General features: G+C 62.8%; 16 protein-coding genes. 9 read left to right on the top strand and 7 right to left on the bottom strand.

What is annotated here, in order from left to right:
- Positions 1 to 80: 80 nt before the first annotated feature.
- From CKW13_RS17165 to CKW13_RS17155, 3 genes are all read right to left on the bottom strand, one after another.
- A complete protein-coding gene (locus CKW13_RS17165; protein ID WP_095109787.1) occupies positions 81 to 944 on the bottom strand; it encodes a LysR family transcriptional regulator in 864 nt (287 codons plus the stop codon).
- A gap of 109 nt (positions 945 to 1,053) precedes the next feature.
- Complete coding sequence (locus CKW13_RS17160; RefSeq protein ID WP_095109786.1) at positions 1,054 to 1,368, bottom strand: SCP2 sterol-binding domain-containing protein; 315 nt, start codon at positions 1,366 to 1,368, stop codon at positions 1,054 to 1,056.
- A 51-nt stretch (positions 1,369 to 1,419) separates the two neighbouring features.
- Positions 1,420 to 2,130, bottom strand: a complete 711-nt coding sequence (locus tag CKW13_RS17155) for a histidine phosphatase family protein (protein WP_095109785.1) — start codon at positions 2,128 to 2,130, stop codon at positions 1,420 to 1,422.
- A gap of 207 nt (positions 2,131 to 2,337) precedes the next feature.
- Here CKW13_RS17155 and sohB point away from each other — a divergent pair, with 207 nt between their 5' ends.
- Positions 2,338 to 3,360 (top strand): protease SohB, encoded by a 1,023-nt coding sequence (sohB, locus tag CKW13_RS17150; protein ID WP_095109784.1) that lies wholly within the window; start codon positions 2,338 to 2,340, stop codon positions 3,358 to 3,360.
- A gap of 63 nt (positions 3,361 to 3,423) precedes the next feature.
- Here sohB and CKW13_RS17145 read toward each other — a convergent pair whose 3' ends face one another.
- A complete protein-coding gene (locus CKW13_RS17145; protein WP_095109783.1) occupies positions 3,424 to 3,918 on the bottom strand; it encodes a DUF934 domain-containing protein in 495 nt (164 codons plus the stop codon).
- A complete protein-coding gene (locus CKW13_RS17140) occupies positions 3,902 to 5,560 on the bottom strand; it encodes a nitrite/sulfite reductase (protein WP_095109782.1) in 1,659 nt (552 codons plus the stop codon). Before CKW13_RS17140 ends, CKW13_RS17145 begins: the two co-directional genes overlap by 17 nt.
- A 478-nt stretch (positions 5,561 to 6,038) precedes the next feature.
- Between CKW13_RS17140 and CKW13_RS17135 the strand changes: the two genes are divergently transcribed.
- Complete coding sequence (locus CKW13_RS17135; protein WP_095109781.1) at positions 6,039 to 7,121, top strand: ABC transporter substrate-binding protein; 1,083 nt, start codon at positions 6,039 to 6,041, stop codon at positions 7,119 to 7,121.
- Positions 7,122 to 7,127: 6 nt separating this feature from the next.
- Here CKW13_RS17135 and CKW13_RS17130 read toward each other — a convergent pair whose 3' ends face one another.
- Positions 7,128 to 7,346 carry a DUF2970 domain-containing protein gene (locus CKW13_RS17130; protein WP_095109780.1) on the bottom strand — a complete coding sequence of 73 codons (219 nt, stop codon included), beginning with the start codon at positions 7,344 to 7,346 and terminating at the stop codon, positions 7,128 to 7,130.
- Between the two features lie 58 nt (positions 7,347 to 7,404).
- Positions 7,405 to 8,340: a DUF1853 family protein gene (locus CKW13_RS17125; RefSeq protein ID WP_095109779.1), complete on the bottom strand. Its 936-nt coding sequence runs from the start codon at positions 8,338 to 8,340 to the stop codon at positions 7,405 to 7,407.
- Between the two features lie 101 nt (positions 8,341 to 8,441).
- On the opposite strand from CKW13_RS17125, the gene CKW13_RS17120 reads away from it, so the two are divergent.
- From CKW13_RS17120 to CKW13_RS17090, 7 genes are all read left to right on the top strand, one after another.
- Positions 8,442 to 9,332 carry an NAD(+) kinase gene (locus CKW13_RS17120; protein WP_095109778.1) on the top strand — a complete coding sequence of 297 codons (891 nt, stop codon included), beginning with the start codon at positions 8,442 to 8,444 and terminating at the stop codon, positions 9,330 to 9,332.
- Positions 9,329 to 10,303 carry a metallophosphoesterase gene (locus CKW13_RS17115; protein ID WP_176465132.1) on the top strand — a complete coding sequence of 325 codons (975 nt, stop codon included), beginning with the start codon at positions 9,329 to 9,331 and terminating at the stop codon, positions 10,301 to 10,303. The genes CKW13_RS17120 and CKW13_RS17115 overlap by 4 nt, the downstream gene beginning before the upstream one ends.
- The gene (locus tag CKW13_RS17110) at positions 10,300 to 11,172 is read left to right on the top strand and encodes a rhomboid family intramembrane serine protease (RefSeq protein ID WP_095109776.1); all 873 of its coding nucleotides are present in this window, start codon (positions 10,300 to 10,302) and stop codon (positions 11,170 to 11,172) included. The genes CKW13_RS17115 and CKW13_RS17110 overlap by 4 nt, the downstream gene beginning before the upstream one ends.
- 34 nt (positions 11,173 to 11,206) lie before the next feature.
- Positions 11,207 to 11,467 (top strand): YeaC family protein, encoded by a 261-nt coding sequence (locus CKW13_RS17105; protein ID WP_095109775.1) that lies wholly within the window; start codon positions 11,207 to 11,209, stop codon positions 11,465 to 11,467.
- Positions 11,464 to 12,294: a DUF2797 domain-containing protein gene (locus CKW13_RS17100; protein ID WP_095109774.1), complete on the top strand. Its 831-nt coding sequence runs from the start codon at positions 11,464 to 11,466 to the stop codon at positions 12,292 to 12,294. The genes CKW13_RS17105 and CKW13_RS17100 overlap by 4 nt, the downstream gene beginning before the upstream one ends.
- 12 nt (positions 12,295 to 12,306) lie before the next feature.
- The gene (gene pepN / locus CKW13_RS17095; RefSeq protein WP_095109773.1) at positions 12,307 to 14,964 is read left to right on the top strand and encodes an aminopeptidase N; all 2,658 of its coding nucleotides are present in this window, start codon (positions 12,307 to 12,309) and stop codon (positions 14,962 to 14,964) included.
- 369 nt (positions 14,965 to 15,333) lie between these two features.
- Positions 15,334 to 16,386, top strand: a complete 1,053-nt coding sequence (locus CKW13_RS17090) for a YCF48-related protein (protein WP_095109772.1) — start codon at positions 15,334 to 15,336, stop codon at positions 16,384 to 16,386.
- Positions 16,387 to 16,394 lie beyond the last annotated feature (8 nt).

The following is a 16,394-nucleotide window of genomic DNA, read 5'->3' as shown; positions in this document are numbered from 1 at the left end:
GGTGGGCACAGTGACAGCAGCCTAGCCCCGGTTCGCCTCCTCGGCCAATGGCGGGGCCAGGGTTGCCACAAGCGGACACCTCAGATCATCGGGTCCCAGCGCTGTGACCAGTCGTTGTCGGCCCGCACCAGTGCCCGCAGCAGCTCGAACGCCTGTTGCAGGGTGGCCGAGTCGCGGTCGCGCGAGTACACCAGGTAGGTCGGGTAGCTGAATTCCGGAGCCTTGGGCACGCGCTCCATCACGCCGCTGTCGAGGTAGCTTTGCACAACGCGGGTACGGAAGTAGCCGCTGCCGCCGTTTTCCAGGAGGTACTGCAGAGCCAGCGGGCCGAGGTTGAAACTCAGCGCGGCGCGGGCCCGTTCCGGCAGCGCGGCGTCATGCTGGCGGCGAAAATCCTCGCCCCAATCGACGTACACATAGGGTTCGGGCCGGGCGACCAGGCGCACCAGGATCAGCTTTTCCTCCAACAACTGCTCCACCTGCAAACGCGGCCAGTACTGCGGCTGGTAAACCAGCGCGGCGTCCAGCACCCCCAGCTCCAATTGGCGCAGCAGGTGCTCGCCGTCGCGGATTTCCGTGCGCAAGGCGTGGCCGGGGATGTGCTCGCGCAGCGCCCGGGCCCAATTGAGCATCAGCGGGTTGCACAGGCTCACCTCGCCACCGATGTGCAGCACGTTGCGATAGCCGTCGGGTAGCGGCAGGTCACGGCGGGCCGCTTCCCAGGTCTGCACCAGTTGATTGGCGTAGACCACGAACGCTTCGCCGTCGGCGGTCAGGCGCGCACCGGCGCGGTTGCGCACGAACAGGGTGCTGGCCAATTGGCTTTCGAGTTTCTGCACCCGAGCGGTGATGGCGGTTTGGGTGACGTGGAGCTTTTCGGCGGCGGCCGCGAGGCTGCCACTGCGGACAATCTCCAGAAAAGTGCGGGCGAGGTCGATGTCCATGGGGTTTCAGGTCGGCAAGGAGGCGGCCATTGTAGGCCAAGGCGCCGGGCAGGCCCAGAAACACGAATCCCGCCACAAGGGCGGGATTCGCTGTTGGCCGGCCAGGGAATCAGGCTGGGAACAGTTCGCTCAGTTTCATCGCCAGCATCATGTCGCCTTCAGCGCGCAGCTTGCCGCCCATGAAGGCCTGCATGCCGTCGGTTTCGCCGCTGACGATGCCTTGCAGGGTTTCGCTGTCCATCACCAGGGTCACCTGAGCGTCAGGGTTGACGCCTTCTTGCAGCTCGCAAGTGCTGTCCTTGACGACCAGGGAGAAGTTCTTTTCTTCATCGATACGGAAACCGAACACCAAGTCCAGGCCCGCAGCGGCGGATGGGTTGAACTTGGCTTTCATTGCTTGTACGGCGTCAGCTACGGAGGTCATGGTTCGATCCTTTTAGGGTTGATTGCAACAAGGGTCACAGTAAGCCGGCACTCACCGAAAGGTGATGAGTTCCGGGGCCTTCAACAGTTGCAGGTGGGTCTGACTGTTGAAGGAAGCCAGGGCAACCTCGCGACCGCGAAACTTCAAGTGGTTGAGCGAGGTGTTGACGATTTGCCAGTTCAGTTCAAAGGCCTGCGCGGCAGGCACTTGGATAATCAGGTGGAGCAGGGCCGTGATGGTGCCGCCGGAAGTGAACACGGCGATTTTCTGGGTGTCGTCGGCCTGCTCCAGGATACGTTGCAACCCGCCCTGGACCCGCCCGACAAACCCCAGCCAACTTTCCAGGCCCGGGGTGTCGTAGGTGCCGCTGAGCCAGCGGCTGATGATAAGGGCAAAGATGCGCTGGAACTCGCCACGGTTTTGCACGGCGTTGCGCAGGATATGCAGGGCTTCGGGCTCATCGGGCAATAGGCCGGGCAGCAGGGCACGGAGGATGGCGTCGGCGTCGAATTCGTTGAAGGCCGGGTCTATTTCCAGCGGCGGTATCGGCATGCCGGCCGCACTGAATTGCTCCAGTGCCGAACGGGCGGTGTGCTGTTGGCGCAACAGGTCGCCGGACAGGCAGCGATCGAAGCTCAAGCCCAGTTGCGCCAGGTGGCTGCCCAGCACTTCTGCCTGGCGAATACCGGTCGGCGACAGCACGTCGTAGTCGTCTGCACCGAAGGAGGCCTGGCCATGTCGAATCAGGTAAATGCTGCCCACGTCCGCGTCGTCCCGGTACGTTGTAAGTGGGGCGAGGTTATGGGGATGGCGAAGAGCTGTCAATGAAAAAACATACGCTTGTTTGAAATGCCCGTTGGAGACTGGCTGCCCCGCGTTTCGCGGCTGGCCGTCGACCGGTCGCGTGGGTATGCTGGGGCCTTGCGCGGCAGAGTGCGTCGCGCCGCACCGCTTATATAAGGAGCATCCGTGGATTTTCTTGCCGAATATGCAAGTTTTTTGGCTAAAACCGTGACCCTGGTGATCGCAATTCTGGTGGTCCTGGCCAGTTTCGCCGCCCTGCGCAGCAAGGGCCGGCGCAAGGCGTCCGGGCAGTTGCAAGTGAGCAAGCTCAACGACTTCTACAAGGACCTGCGCGAACGCCTGGAGCAGGCGCTGCTGGGCAAAGAGCAACTTAAGGCGCTGCGCAAGTCCCAGGGCAAGGCCGAGAAAAAGCAGAAGAAACAGCCCGATACCAAGCCGCGGGTGTTCGTCCTGGATTTCGACGGTGACATCAAGGCGTCCGCCACCGACAGCCTGCGCCACGAAATTACCGCGTTGTTGACCCTGGCCACGCCCAAGGACGAAGTGGTGCTGCGCTTGGAAAGCGGCGGCGGCATGGTTCATAGCTATGGCCTGGCTTCTTCGCAGTTGGCGCGCATCCGCGAGGCGGGTATTCCACTGACCGTGTGTATCGACAAGGTCGCGGCCAGTGGCGGCTATATGATGGCCTGCATCGGCCAGAAGATTATCAGTGCGCCCTTTGCCATCCTTGGCTCCATCGGCGTGGTGGCGCAGTTGCCCAACGTCAATCGTCTGCTGAAAAAACACGACATCGACTTTGAAGTGCTCACGGCGGGTGAATACAAGCGCACGCTGACGGTGTTCGGCGAAAACACCGAAAAGGGTCGGGAAAAATTCCAGGAAGACCTGGATATCACCCATCAACTGTTCAAGAACTTCGTTTCACGCTACCGCCCGCAACTGGCCATCGATGAAGTGGCCACCGGCGAAGTCTGGCTGGGCGTCGCGGCCCTCGACAAGCAACTGGTGGACGAGTTGAAAACCAGTGACGAATACCTGGCGCAACGGGCGAAAACCTGCGAGCTGTTCCACCTGCATTACGCCGAGCGTAAAAGCCTGCAGGAACGCATTGGCATGGCGGCCAGCGGCTCGGTGGACCGCGTGCTCCTGAGCTGGTGGAGCCGGTTGACCCAGCAGCGTTTCTGGTAAACGCCGGGTGTAAAAAAGCCCTGGGTCGCGGTGGCGGTCCAGGGCTTTTTTGTGGGCGCAGGCTTAGCGGCGACGGAACAGCGGCAGCGGTTCGTCGGTGGCGGCCTGGTAGGTCACCGAGAAGTCCTTGAGGCTTTCAAGGGCTTCGTAGGGGTCTTTGTCGGCGCGCAGGGCGTAGGCATCGAAACCGCAACGGTGCAGGTAGAACAGTTGGTCACGCAACACGTCGCCAATGGCCCGCAACTCGCCTTTATAGCCGTAGCGGTCACGCAACAGACGGGCGTTGGAGTAGTTGCGGCCATCGGTGAAGGCGGGGAAGTTCAGGGCAATGACCTGGAAATGGCCCACGTCCTCGCCGATTTCCTCGGCTTCCTCGTCGGCGTCCAGCCACACGCCCAGGCCGCCATCGCGGGCCTTGAGGGCGTGGCCGTGCTCACGCCACAGGGCCAACGGCACGATCAGGTCGTCGCAGTTGGAGATGCCGTCGAAGCTCGCGTCCTTGGGCAGCAAGTGCCAGGTTTCGTCGACGACTTCGTTGTTCTTAATGATTCGCTGCATAGACGCGCTCCTTGAAGAGGTCAATGCCGATACGTTGATAGGTGTCGATGAAGCGTTCGTCTTCGGTACGTTGTTCCACGTAGACGTCGATCAGCTTGGAAATCACGTCGGGCATCGCATCCTGAGCAAAAGACGGGCCGAGGATCTTGCCCAGGCTGGCGTCACGGCTGGCACTGCCACCCAGGGACACCTGGTAGAACTCTTCGCCTTTCTTATCCACGCCGAGAATGCCGATATGGCCGACATGGTGGTGGCCGCAGGCATTCATGCAGCCGGAGATGTTCAAGTCCAATTCGCCGATATCGAACAGGTAGTCCAGGTCATCGAAACGGCGCTGGATGGATTCGGCGATGGGGATCGACTTGGCGTTGGCCAGGGAGCAGAAGTCGCCACCCGGGCAGCAGATGATGTCGGTCAGCAGGCCGATGTTCGGCGTGGCGAAGCCCTGCTCGCGCAGTTCGGTCCACAGGCTGAACAATTGGTTCTGCTCGACGTCCGCTAGAATGATGTTCTGTTCGTGGGAAGTGCGCAGTTGGCCGAAGCTGTAGCGCTCGGCCAGGTCGGCGATGCCGTCCAGTTGCTTGTCGGTGACGTCGCCCGGCGCGACACCGGTGGGCTTGAGCGACAGGGTTACGGCCACATAGCCCGGTTTTTTGTGGGCCAGGGTGTTGCGTACGCGCCAACGGGCAAAGCCTGGGTGCTGCTTGTCCAATTCGGCCAGTTCGCCGCTGTGGTCAGCCAGGGCCTTGTACTGCGGGTCAACGAAGTGGCGGGCAACACGGTGCACTTCGGCGTCGGTCAAGGTGGTCTGGCCACCGCGCAGGTGTTCCATCTCGGCGTCGACTTTCTGGGCGAAGACTTCAGGTGTCAGGGCCTTGACCAGAATCTTGATGCGCGCCTTGTACTTATTGTCGCGACGCCCGTAGCGGTTGTAGACCCGCAGGATGGCGTCGAGGTAGCTGAGCAGGTCTTGCCAGGGCAGGAACTCATTGATGAACGCGCCGACGACCGGGGTACGGCCCAGGCCGCCGCCGACCAACACGCGAAAACCCAGTTCGCCCGCAGCGTTGTGCACCGGCTCCAGGCCAATGTCATGCACTTCGATGGCGGCGCGGTCCGAGGTCGAGCCGTTGATGGCGATCTTGAACTTGCGCGGTAGGTAGGCGAACTCGGGGTGGAAGGTCGTCCACTGGCGCACGATCTCGCACCAGGGGCGCGGGTCCACCAGCTCATCGGCGGCCACGCCGGCGAACTGATCGGTGGTGACGTTGCGCAGGCAGTTGCCGCTGGTCTGGATAGCGTGCATTTGCACGGTGGCCAGTTCGGCGAGGATGTCGGGGATGTCTTCCAGGGCAGGCCAGTTGAACTGCACGTTCTGCCGGGTACTGATGTGGGCGTAGCCCTTGTCGTAGTCGCGAGCGATCTTGGCCATCATCCGCGTCTGGCGCGAAGTCAGTTGGCCGTAAGGCACCGCTACCCGCAGCATCGGGGCGAAACGCTGAATGTAGAGGCCATTCTGTAAACGCAGGGGGCGGAATTCTTCTTCGCTCAGCTCGCCTGCCAGATAGCGTCGGGTCTGATCCCGGAACTGCTTGACGCGGTCCTCGATGATCCGCTGATCGTACTCGTCGTATACGTACATATAAGTCCTGTTCTCAGGCTGCTTAGCTACAGCACATCTGCGCGCACGGCCGCGCACTCCCAACGGAGCCGGCGCAAGATAACAGTTCATGGTTATGCGTAAAAGTGATGTTTTAGTATATGTAAAGAACCAAATCGCCTAATGAGACTGATTATTGCCATACCCGTATTTGTGGTGGGGGCAATCGTCGGCTTAACTGTGGTGGCGTGTTTATGCACTCACCGATAAAACCGACAAGAGGCGATGCAATGAGCAACCCTACCAAGGCCAGGAAAAGCGATAGCAGTGTCGATGCATGGGCCATTCTCTTCCTGATAATCCTGGTGGTTTCGACCGCGATTTTTTGGGTCAGCCACCAGTAACTCCCTATCTACGGGCCCTTTCCCGACGATTGTCGGACAAAAACGGCAATTATTGTGCAAGTGGTTGGCTATTGGCTTGCTATCATGCACGGCTAATTTCCGGGGCTCGCATCACCATGTCCAAGTTGTATTGCGTTGTGCTGCTGGCGCTGGGCGCCTGGATGCCCTGTGCGCAGGCGGCTTCCGTGCTGTTCCTCAATCCGGGGACGAGCAAGGAGATTTTCTGGGTCAGTTACTCGCAATTCATGCAGGCGGCCGCCAAGGATCTGGGCATGGACCTCAAGATCCTCTACTCCGAGCGCCAACCCCAACTCAACCTGCAGCAGGCCCGCGAGGCGCTGCAAGGCCCGGACCGTCCGGATTACCTGGTGTTCGTCAATGAACAGTATGTGGCCCCGGAAATCCTGCGCCTGTCCCAGGGCAGCGGGGTGAAGCTGTTTATCGTCAATAACTCGCTGACCGCCGACCAGACACGCTTGCTGGGCGACCTGGAGAGCAAATACCCCGATTGGCTCGGTAGCCTGGTGTCCAACGACGAGGAGGGCGGTTACCTGATGCTCAAGGAACTGATCCGCAAACATCCCCGCGTCGCCAAGGGCCAGACCATCGAGTTGCTGGCGTTTTCCGGGTTGAAGATCACCCCGTCGGCGCAATTGCGTGAGAAGGGCATGATGCGGGCCCTGGCCGAGCACCCTGAGGTGCGTTTGCGCCAGTTGGTGTATGGCGCCTGGACCCACGAGCGCGCCTATGAGCAGGCGCGGATGTTGTTCAAGCGCTATCCGGGGGTTTCGCTGGTGTGGTCGGCCAATGATGAGATGGCCTTCGGTGCGATGCAGGCGTACGCCGAGACGGGCGGCAAGCCCGGGCAGGGCGCGCTGTTCAGTGCGGTCAATACGTCACCGCCCGCGTTACAGGCGTTGCTGGATGGGCGCCTGAGTGTGTTGGTGGGCGGGCACTTCAGCCTCGGTGGCTGGGCCCTGGTGCAGTTGTATGACTATGACCAGGGGGTGGATTTCCGCCGCTACGGGGGCCGCGATCGCCAGGCGCGGTTGTTGCAATTGATTAGTCGCCCACTGGCGCAACGTTTGTTGGCGCTGGGCAGCAGCCCCCAATACGGTGTGGATTTCCGCAGTTTCTCCGCGAAGGGGCGGCCGCTGTCCTATCGCTACCCGTTCAGCCTGCAAACCCTGATGCACTGAACCGAATCAAAGCCCGGCCAGGTGCAGCACCAGTTTGACAATGCCGAACAGGGTCAGGGCGAACACGGCGGTAAAGAGAATGCCCAGCACCACGAAGTGGCTGGGTTTGCCATGGGTGAAGTCCCGCGTGCGGTTTTTGCCGCTTTGTACGCCGAACGCCGCCGCCATGACGCTGTGCAGCATCTGCCAGAAACTGGGCGGCTTATTGTCGATGGGGTCGTCCATACATCCCTCGTCTGTCGGGTGGGTGCCCCCAAGCATAGACCAGCCCTGCGTGGCGGCTTCAGGCCGGCCACTGGTCGGCGACGAGGAACAGGCGTTCGGCTTCTTCCCACTGGTTTGTCGCGGTCTCGCTCAGGCGCACCAGCAGTTGCGCGGGTGCCTGTGGGGCCAGTTCAAGCAGCCATGCGTGGAGTTGCTCGCTGTCCCAGACCTCTTCGGCACTGTAGTGGGCGGGCGCCAGCCAGGCGTGGCGGGGCAGGGGTTGCCAGCGGCCGGGAGGGCTCTGGCGCGCGAATGCGGGCCAGTCGCGTTGGTGCAGCCAGCGGCCTTGTAGATGCAGGGGATGGGCGCCGCTGGGGGGCTGAGCGACGCCGGGCCACGGATACAAGAGATAACCGCCCAGCCACAGATGCGCAGCGAGAGGCTGGATGTCCAGGGCCGCCAGCACCTCGCGGCTTTCCGCCCGCGATGAGATGGGCAGTTGGTGCTGACACAGGTGCGCCAGTTTGCGGTCCAGTCGGTCGTGGCAGCCCGGCCCCAGCCATTGCGCGGCATCCTGGCCGTCGCCCTGTTGTGGGCCCAGATACAGCTTGATCGCCAGCTCCAGGTGATGCACGCCGTCGCGGTCGCGCAGCAGCATGTCCAGCTCGCCCAAGGTGTGGCCTTCGCGGCGGATCGGTAGGTTGGCGGCGATCAGTTCAATGCCGGGCGCCTGCTGCACCGCAAATTGCCAGAGCCGTTCGTAGTACACCCCCAGGCGTCGCGTAGGGTGCAGGTCGAGCCAATGCAGCAACGCCGCTGGCTCTGCATCGAGGCTGTGCAGCCAATCGGCCAATTGGCCGGGTGTGTGCACCCAGTCGCTGCCCGCCAGGGGATGGCGTTGGGGCCATGGGGTTTGCGCCAGCATCGGCGGTGCGAGGATGACCCAGGCCAGGTCGCGGACCCGGGGGTGGCGCAACTGTCGGGGGAGGTTGAGCAAGTCGGGAAACAGGATCATTGTGCGAGCATAGTCTTTTATGCCGGGGAAAGAGTTTTGTCTGCGGCGCGCTTTCGCCCATAATCCCTTCTTTTTGCTGCCCCGAACCCTGCAGGAGCCCCATGGAGCAATTTCGCAATATCGGCATTATCGGTCGCCTGGGCAGTTCTCAGGTTCTCGACACGGTACGCCGGCTCAAACGCTTTCTGCTCGAACGGCACATGCACGTGATCCTCGAGGACACCATTGCCGAAGTCCTGCCCGGCCATGGCCTGCAAACCTCCTCGCGCAAGATGCTGGGCGAAGTCTGCGACATGGTTATTGTGGTCGGCGGCGATGGCAGCCTGCTGGGCGCCGCCCGGGCGCTGGCGCGGCATAACGTGCCGGTGCTGGGGATCAACCGTGGCAGCCTGGGCTTCTTGACCGATATCCGCCCCGATGAGCTGGAAATCAAGGTCGCCGAAGTGCTCGACGGCCACTACCTGGTGGAAAACCGCTTCCTGCTGCAAGCCGAAGTGCGCCGCCACGGCGAAGCCATCGGCCAGGGCGATGCGCTGAACGACGTGGTGCTGCACCCCGGCAAATCGACGCGCATGATCGAATTCGAGCTTTATATAGACGGCCAGTTCGTCTGCAGTCAAAAGGCCGACGGCCTGATCGTCGCTACGCCCACTGGCTCCACGGCCTATGCCCTGTCGGCGGGCGGACCGATCATGCACCCCAAGCTCGACGCCATCGTGATCGTGCCGATGTACCCCCACACTCTGTCTGGGCGGCCGATTGTGGTTGATGGCAACAGCGAGTTGAAAATCGTCGTGTCCAAGGACATGCAGATCTACCCGCAGGTGTCCTGCGACGGCCAGAACCATTTCACCTGCGCGCCGGGCGACACCATCACCGTCAGCAAGAAATCCCAGAAGCTGCGCCTGATCCACCCGCTGGACCACAACTACTACGAAGTGTGCCGGACCAAGCTCGGCTGGGGCAGCCGGCTGGGTGGTGGAGGCGACTGATGCTCGATCCCGCGCGCAGTTATGACCTGATCGGTGATGTACACGGTTGCGCCCACACCCTGGAGCACCTGCTCGACCGCCTCGGTTATCACAAACTGGGCGGGATCTGGCGCCACCCCTCGCGCATGGCGGTGTTCTTGGGTGATGTGATCGACCGTGGCCCGCGTATCCGCGAGGCGTTGCACCTGGTTCACGACATGGTCGAGGCCGGCCAGGCGCTGTGCATCATGGGCAACCACGAGTTCAACGCCCTGGGCTGGAGCACGCCGGCGCCGCCGGGCAGCGGCAAACGGTTCGTGCGCGAACACACCCCGCGGCACGCACGCCTGATCGCTGAGACCCTGAACCAATTTGCCCATCACCCTGGCGACTGGCACGACTTCCTCGGCTGGTTCTACCAGATGCCGCTATTCGTCGATGCCGGGCGCTTTCGCGTGGTGCATGCCTGTTGGGACGCCGGCTTGATCGCGCCGCTGCGCGCTCAGCACCCTGACGGCTGTATCGATGAGCATTTCCTCCAGGCCGCCGCCGTGCCTGGCAGTTTTGCCTGCACGGTGTTCGATCGCCTGTTGCGCGGCACCGACATGCGCCTGCCCCATGGCCTGACCATGACCAGTGGCGATGGCCTGACCCGGGCGTTCTTCCGCACCAAATTTTGGGAAGACGACCCGCAAACCTACGGAGACATCGTGTTCCAACCCGACGCGCTACCCGACCCCGTGGCCCAGACGCCCCTGTCGCCGACCCAGAAAGACACCCTGTTGCGCTACGGCATCGACGAACCGTTGTTGTTCGTCGGCCACTACTGGCGCAGCGGCAAGCCGGCACCGATCCGCCCGAACCTGGCCTGCCTGGACTACAGCGCGGTGCTCTACGGCAAGCTTGTGGCCTATCGCCTGGACCAGGAAACCCGCCTCGACCCACGCAAGTTCGTCTGGGTCGATGTCGAACGTCCCGAGGTACTGCAATGACTGCCGTGGCCGTGCTGCGCCTGCCCCTGGCGGTGGACTTGGGCGGTTTCGTCAAGCTGCTGCAACGCATGGGCGTGCCGCACCGGGTCAGCGAGGAGGGCGGCGAACAAGTGCTGTGGGCGCCGGTGGAGATCAGCGAGGACGTGCGTTCTTTGTATGAGCGCTTTCCGGCGGGCGACCCCGAACAGCAATTGGACATCCCTGTGGCGGCCCCCGCGGCCCGGCGCCCAGGGTTTATCGCGCAACTGCGCCACAGCCCGGTGACCGCGCTGGTGCTGTTGCTGAGCCTGATCGTCGCGGGCGTCACCCTGCTGGGCGACAACCTGCACACCATGAGCTGGCTGACCTTCCTCGACTACCGTATCGAGGGTGACTACATCCTGTTCACGCCCCTCGCTGAGAGCCTGGCGGCGGGGCAGTGGTGGCGCCTGGTGACACCGATGCTGATCCACTTTGGCATCCTGCACCTGGCCATGAACGGCATGTGGTACTGGGAGTTGGGGCGTCGTATCGAAGCCCGTCAGGGCGCGATCAACCTGCTGGGCCTGACCCTGTTGTTCAGCCTGGTGTCCAATTACGCGCAATACCTGTTTGGTGGCCCGAGCCTGTTCGGTGGCCTTTCCGGCGTGCTTTACGGCTTGCTTGGGCATTGCTGGATCTACCAGTTGCTGGCGCCGAACCCGGCGTATCGCCTGCCGCGCGGCGTGTTGGCGATGATGCTGGTGTGGCTGCTGCTGTGCCTGTCGGGATTGGTCTCGATGATCGGCTTCGGCGCGATCGCCAACGCTGCCCACGTTGGCGGGTTGCTGATCGGTTGCCTGACCGGCCTGGTGGGCGGTGCCTTCAACCGCCGCAGACAGGCCGCTTGAACCCTCTATTTCAATCAAGAGCACGGAGAACCTGATGTCCTCTTTCAACGAAATGATTAAAAACATCACCCCGCAAATCTACCTCAGCCTGAAAACCGCGGTGGAGATCGGCAAATGGTCCGACGGCGGCAAGTTGACCCCCGAGCAGAAAGAGCTGTCGCTGCAAGCCATGATCGCCTGGGAAATCCAGAACCTGCCCGAAGACCAGCACACCGGCTACATGGGCACCCAGGAATGCGCCTCCAAGGCCGAGCCGGTGCCCAACCTGCTGTTCAAGTCGGACGCCATCCATTGATCGAGATTGGCCGCGGTGCAATCAGCAAGATGTCGGCGCGCCTTGACGGGCCGGCCGTGCAATACGCCTTTCGCCTGGGCGACGCCGAGGTGCCGGTCAACCCCATGATTGGCACCACCGTGCGCCTGGAATACCTGGGGGCGATCCATTGCACCCATTGCGGGCGCAAGACCAAGACCAGTTTCAGCCAGGGCTACTGCTACCCGTGCATGACCAAACTGGCCCAGTGCGACCTGTGCATCATGAGCCCCGAGCGCTGCCACTACGACGCCGGCACCTGCCGCGAGCCGTCCTGGGGCGAGCAGTTCTGCATGACCGACCACGTCGTCTACCTGGCCAACTCCTCGGGGGTCAAGGTGGGCATCACCCGTGCCACCCAGTTGCCGACCCGTTGGCTCGACCAGGGCGCAAGCCAGGCGTTACCGATCATGCGCGTCGCTACCCGCCAGCAATCGGGCTTTGTCGAAGACCTGCTGCGCAGCCAGGTGGCGGACAAGACCAACTGGCGCGCACTGCTCAAGGGCGATGCGGCGCCAGTGGACCTTGCCGCGGTGCGCGAGCAGTTGTTCGCCTCCTGCGCCGAAGGCATCCAGGCGTTGCAGGCGCGTTTCGGCCTACAGGCAATTCAGCCGGTGACGGGGGTCGAACCCCTTGAAATCCGCTACCCGGTGGAGCAATACCCGGCCAAGATCGTCAGCTTCAACCTGGACAAGAACCCGATTGCCGAAGGCACGCTGATGGGGATCAAGGGCCAGTACCTGATCTTCGACACCGGCGTCATCAATATCCGTAAATACACGGCCTATCAGCTCGCCGTGCATCAGTAGAAGGACTGCCCCATGCGCACCGAACAACCGAAGATGATCTACCTGAAGGACTATCAGGCGCCCGAGTACCTGATCGACGAGACGCACCTGACCTTCGAGCTGTTCGAGGACCACAGCCTGGTCCATGCGCAACTGCTGATGCGCCGCAACCCGGCCCGTGGCGCCGGCCTGCCGCCGCTGGTGCTGGACGGGCAGCAACTGGAACTGCTGTCGGTGAAACTGGCGGACCAGGACCTGGGCGCCACCGACTACCAGTTGAGCGACAGCCACCTGACCCTGCACCCGGCCAGCGAGCGCTTCACGGTGGACACCAGCGTACGCATCCACCCCGAGACCAACACCGCGCTCGAAGGCCTGTACAAATCTGGCGGCATGTTCTGCACCCAATGCGAGGCCGAAGGCTTTCGCAAGATCACCTACTACCTCGACCGCCCGGACGTGATGAGCGTCTTCACCACCACCGTGATCGCCGAACAGCATCGCTACCCGGTGCTGCTGTCCAACGGCAACCCTGTAGGCAACGGCCCGCAGGACGATGGCCGGCACTGGGCAACCTGGGAAGACCCGTTCATGAAGCCGGCGTACCTGTTCGCCCTGGTGGCGGGCGACCTGTGGTGCGTCGAGGACAGCTTCAGCACCCTGAGCGGGCGCGACGTGGCGCTGCGCATCTACGTCGAGCCGGAAAACATCGACAAGTGCCAGCACGCCATGAACAGCCTGAAGAAGTCCATGCGCTGGGACGAAGAGGTCTACGGCCGTGAGTACGACCTGGACATCTTCATGATCGTCGCGGTCAACGACTTCAACATGGGCGCGATGGAAAACAAGGGCCTGAACATCTTCAACTCCAGTTGCGTGCTGGCCCGCGCCGAAACCGCCACCGACGCCGCGCACCAGCGGGTCGAGGCGGTGGTTGCCCACGAATACTTCCACAACTGGTCGGGTAACCGCGTGACCTGCCGCGACTGGTTCCAGCTCTCCCTCAAGGAAGGTTTCACGGTGTTCCGCGACGCCGAGTTCTCGGCGGACATGAACTCGCGCACGGTCAAGCGCATCGAGGACGTGGCCTACCTGCGCACCCACCAGTTCGCCGAAGACGCTGGCCCCATGGCCCACGCCGTACGCCCGGACAGCTTTATCGAAATCTCCAACTTCTACACCCTGACTGTGTACGAGAAGGGCTCGGAAGTGGTGCGCATGCTCCGCACCCTGCTGGGCGAGGCGGGGTTCCGCAAGGGCAGCGACCTGTATTTCGAGCGCCATGACGGCCAAGCCGTGACCTGCGACGACTTCATCAAGGCTATGGAAGACGCCAACGGCGCCGACCTGACCCAGTTCAAACGCTGGTACAGCCAGGCCGGCACGCCGCGCCTGGAGGTCAGCGAACACTATGACGCCGCGGCCCAGACCTACAGCCTGACGTTGCGCCAAAGCTGCCCGGCCACCCCGGACAAGGTTGAAAAACTGCCGTTCGTGATTCCGGTCGAACTGGGCCTGCTGGATGCCCAAGGCACCGACATTGCCCTGCGTCTGGCGGGTGAAGCGGCGGCGGGCGGCACCTCCCGCGTGCTGTCGGTGACCGAAGCCGAACAAACCTTTACCTTCGTCGACGTGGCCCTGCAACCGCTGCCGTCCTTGCTGCGTGGCTTCTCGGCGCCGGTGAAGCTGAGCTTCCCCTACAGCCGCGACCAGTTGATGTTCCTCATGCAGCACGACAGCGACGGCTTCAACCGCTGGGAGGCGGGGCAGCAACTGGCGGTGCAGGTCCTGCAGGAACTGATCGTTCAGCACCGTCAGGGCCAGGCCTTGGTGCTCGACCAACGCCTGGTCACGGCCCTGGGCACCGTGCTGGCAGACGAACGACTGGATCAAGCCATGGTCGCGGAAATGCTCTCGTTGCCCAGCGAGGCCTACCTCACCGAAATCAGCGAAGTGGCGGACATCGACGCCATCCACGCTGCCCGCGAATTCACCCGCCAGCAGTTGGCCGACAGCCTGTTCGACGCCCTGTGGGCGCGCTACCAGGCCAACCGCGAGCTGTCCAAGCGCACGCCGTACATCGCCGCCGCCGAGCACTTTGCCCGCCGCAGCCTGCAGAACATCGCGCTGTCTTACCTGATGCTCAGCGGCAAACCCCAGGTGCTGGCAGCGGCCCTGGAGCAGTTCGACGCCAGCGACAACATGACCGAACGCCTCACTGCGTTGGCGGTGCTGGTCAACTCGCCGTTCGCTGAAGAGAAAGCCAAGGCCCTGGGGGTGTTTGCCGAAAACTTCAAGGACAACCCGCTGGTCATGGACCAATGGTTCAGCGTGCAGGCCGGCAGCAGCCAGCCGGGCGCCCTGGAACGGGTCAAGGCCTTGATGAGCCACCCGGCGTTCAACCTCAAGAACCCGAACAAGGTGCGGGCACTGGTGGGCGCCTTCGCCGGGCAGAACCTCATCAATTTTCACGCCGCCGATGGCTCGGGCTACCGCTTCCTGGCGGACCTGGTGATCCAGCTCAACGGTTTCAACCCGCAGATCGCCTCGCGGCAACTGGCGCCGCTGACACGCTGGCGCAAATACGACAGCGCCCGCCAGGCGTTGATGAAAGCCGAACTGGAGCGCATCCGCGCTTGCGGCGAGCTGTCCAGCGACGTGTTCGAGGTGGTCAGCAAAAGCCTGGCGTAACGGGCTGTTGCAGCAAGCGGGCTTGCCCGCGCTCGGTCGCGTGGCGGCCGTAAAAACGGTTTCAGGCACACCACCGTTTTAGGGGCGCTACGCACCCCAGCGCGAGCAAGCCCGCTTGCTACAGGGCATCTTCGATCACTTCCCTCAATGCCAAGCCATTCATGACCCGGGCCGACCCGAAAGGTTAACAAAACATAACGTCCCGGCGATTGTCATACGATTCTAAAGCCCGATAGGATAGGCCGGCTTCAGAAGGGGCTCTAGATTGCAGGTTTGCGGACATCGGTCCGCTTTCAGCATCAGACAAAACGCCCTCGACGGCGCCCTGAAAGGTTGAATGACCTAACAATAATAATGGGGGAAAGGTCTATGAGTGAGCCTGTCATGGGTGTGGTTTCCTGCCGCCCGCCGGCATTACGCAGATTCGCGTTGCTGGCCACAGCGCTCTCGCTGTTGGGTGCTGCTGCGCTGTCAGCGCCCGTCCTGGCGGCGGCAACGCCTGCCGCCGACACTGTCTATGCCATCGAGTCGGCCAAGGCTGCGAAAAGCCTGGTGGTCGATGTCGCCCACGCCGGCCCACGCCTGGTGGCGACCGGCGACCGTGGCCATATCCTTTATTCCGATGACCAGGGCACCACCTGGGTGCAGGCCAAGGTGCCGACCCGGCAGTTGCTGACGGCGCTGTTCTTTGTCGATGACAAGAATGGCTGGGCCGTCGGCCATGATGCACAGGTGCTTGCCACTCAGGATGGCGGCGCCACCTGGACCCGGCAATTTGAAGACGTCAAGCGTGAATCACCCCTGCTCGACGTCTGGTTCAAGGACACCCACCATGGCTTTGCCGTCGGTGCCTATGGCGCTGTGCTGGAAACCACCGACGGTGGCCAGCACTGGGAAGACGTCAGTGATCGCCTGGACAACGAAGACCAGTACCACCTCAATGCCATCGCGCAGGTCAAGGATTCGGGCCTGTTCATCGTGGGCGAGCAGGGCAGCATGTTCCGCTCCGCCGATGACGGGCAAACCTGGGAACGGGTCGAAGGCCCATACCAGGGTTCGCTGTTCGGCGTGATCGGGACGGGGCAGCCAGGTACCTTGCTGGCCTACGGCTTGCGCGGCAACCTGTTCCGCTCCACGGATTTCGGCACCACTTGGGAGCTGGTCCAGCTCAAGGCCGGCCGCGGTGCCCTGGAGTTCGGCCTGGCGGGCGCCACCTTGCTCGACAACGGTTCGCTGGTGATTGTCGGCCACGGCGGTAGCGTGGCGCGCAGCGATGACCACGGCGCAACCTTCAGCGTGTTCAACCGCCCCGACCGCATCTCGCTGTCGGCGGTCACGGCGGCGGGCAATGGCAACCTGATTCTGGTGGGCCAGGGCGGCGTACACGTCGCGACGTCCTCGGGCGCCGATCTGGGCAAATAAGCAGCCGG

The organism is Pseudomonas sp. Irchel 3E20 (genome assembly GCF_900187645.1).
Taxonomy (GTDB): Bacteria; Pseudomonadota; Gammaproteobacteria; order Pseudomonadales; family Pseudomonadaceae; genus Aquipseudomonas.
The sequence above is the reverse complement of the archived record's forward strand: the minus strand, read 5'-3'. Positions and strand labels throughout refer to the sequence as shown.

Bases quoted from the DNA above. Each gene is read 5' to 3' on its own strand.
- CKW13_RS17165 (WP_095109787.1), bottom strand. From the start codon at position 944: ATGGACATCGACCTCGCCCGCACTTTTCTGGAGATTGTCCGCAGTGGC.
- CKW13_RS17160 (WP_095109786.1), bottom strand. From the start codon at position 1,368: ATGACCTCCGTAGCTGACGCCGTACAAGCAATGAAAGCCAAGTTCAAC.
- CKW13_RS17145 (WP_095109783.1), bottom strand. From the start codon at position 3,918: ATGCAGCGAATCATTAAGAACAACGAAGTCGTCGACGAAACCTGGCAC.
- CKW13_RS17140 (WP_095109782.1), bottom strand. From the start codon at position 5,560: ATGTACGTATACGACGAGTACGATCAGCGGATCATCGAGGACCGCGTC.
- CKW13_RS17135 (WP_095109781.1), top strand. From the start codon at position 6,039: ATGTCCAAGTTGTATTGCGTTGTGCTGCTGGCGCTGGGCGCCTGGATG.
- CKW13_RS17130 (WP_095109780.1), bottom strand. From the start codon at position 7,346: ATGGACGACCCCATCGACAATAAGCCGCCCAGTTTCTGGCAGATGCTG.
- CKW13_RS17125 (WP_095109779.1), bottom strand. From the start codon at position 8,340: ATGATCCTGTTTCCCGACTTGCTCAACCTCCCCCGACAGTTGCGCCAC.
- CKW13_RS17120 (WP_095109778.1), top strand. From the start codon at position 8,442: ATGGAGCAATTTCGCAATATCGGCATTATCGGTCGCCTGGGCAGTTCT.
- CKW13_RS17110 (WP_095109776.1), top strand. From the start codon at position 10,300: ATGACTGCCGTGGCCGTGCTGCGCCTGCCCCTGGCGGTGGACTTGGGC.
- CKW13_RS17105 (WP_095109775.1), top strand. From the start codon at position 11,207: ATGTCCTCTTTCAACGAAATGATTAAAAACATCACCCCGCAAATCTAC.
- pepN (WP_095109773.1), top strand. From the start codon at position 12,307: ATGCGCACCGAACAACCGAAGATGATCTACCTGAAGGACTATCAGGCG.
- CKW13_RS17090 (WP_095109772.1), top strand. From the start codon at position 15,334: ATGAGTGAGCCTGTCATGGGTGTGGTTTCCTGCCGCCCGCCGGCATTA.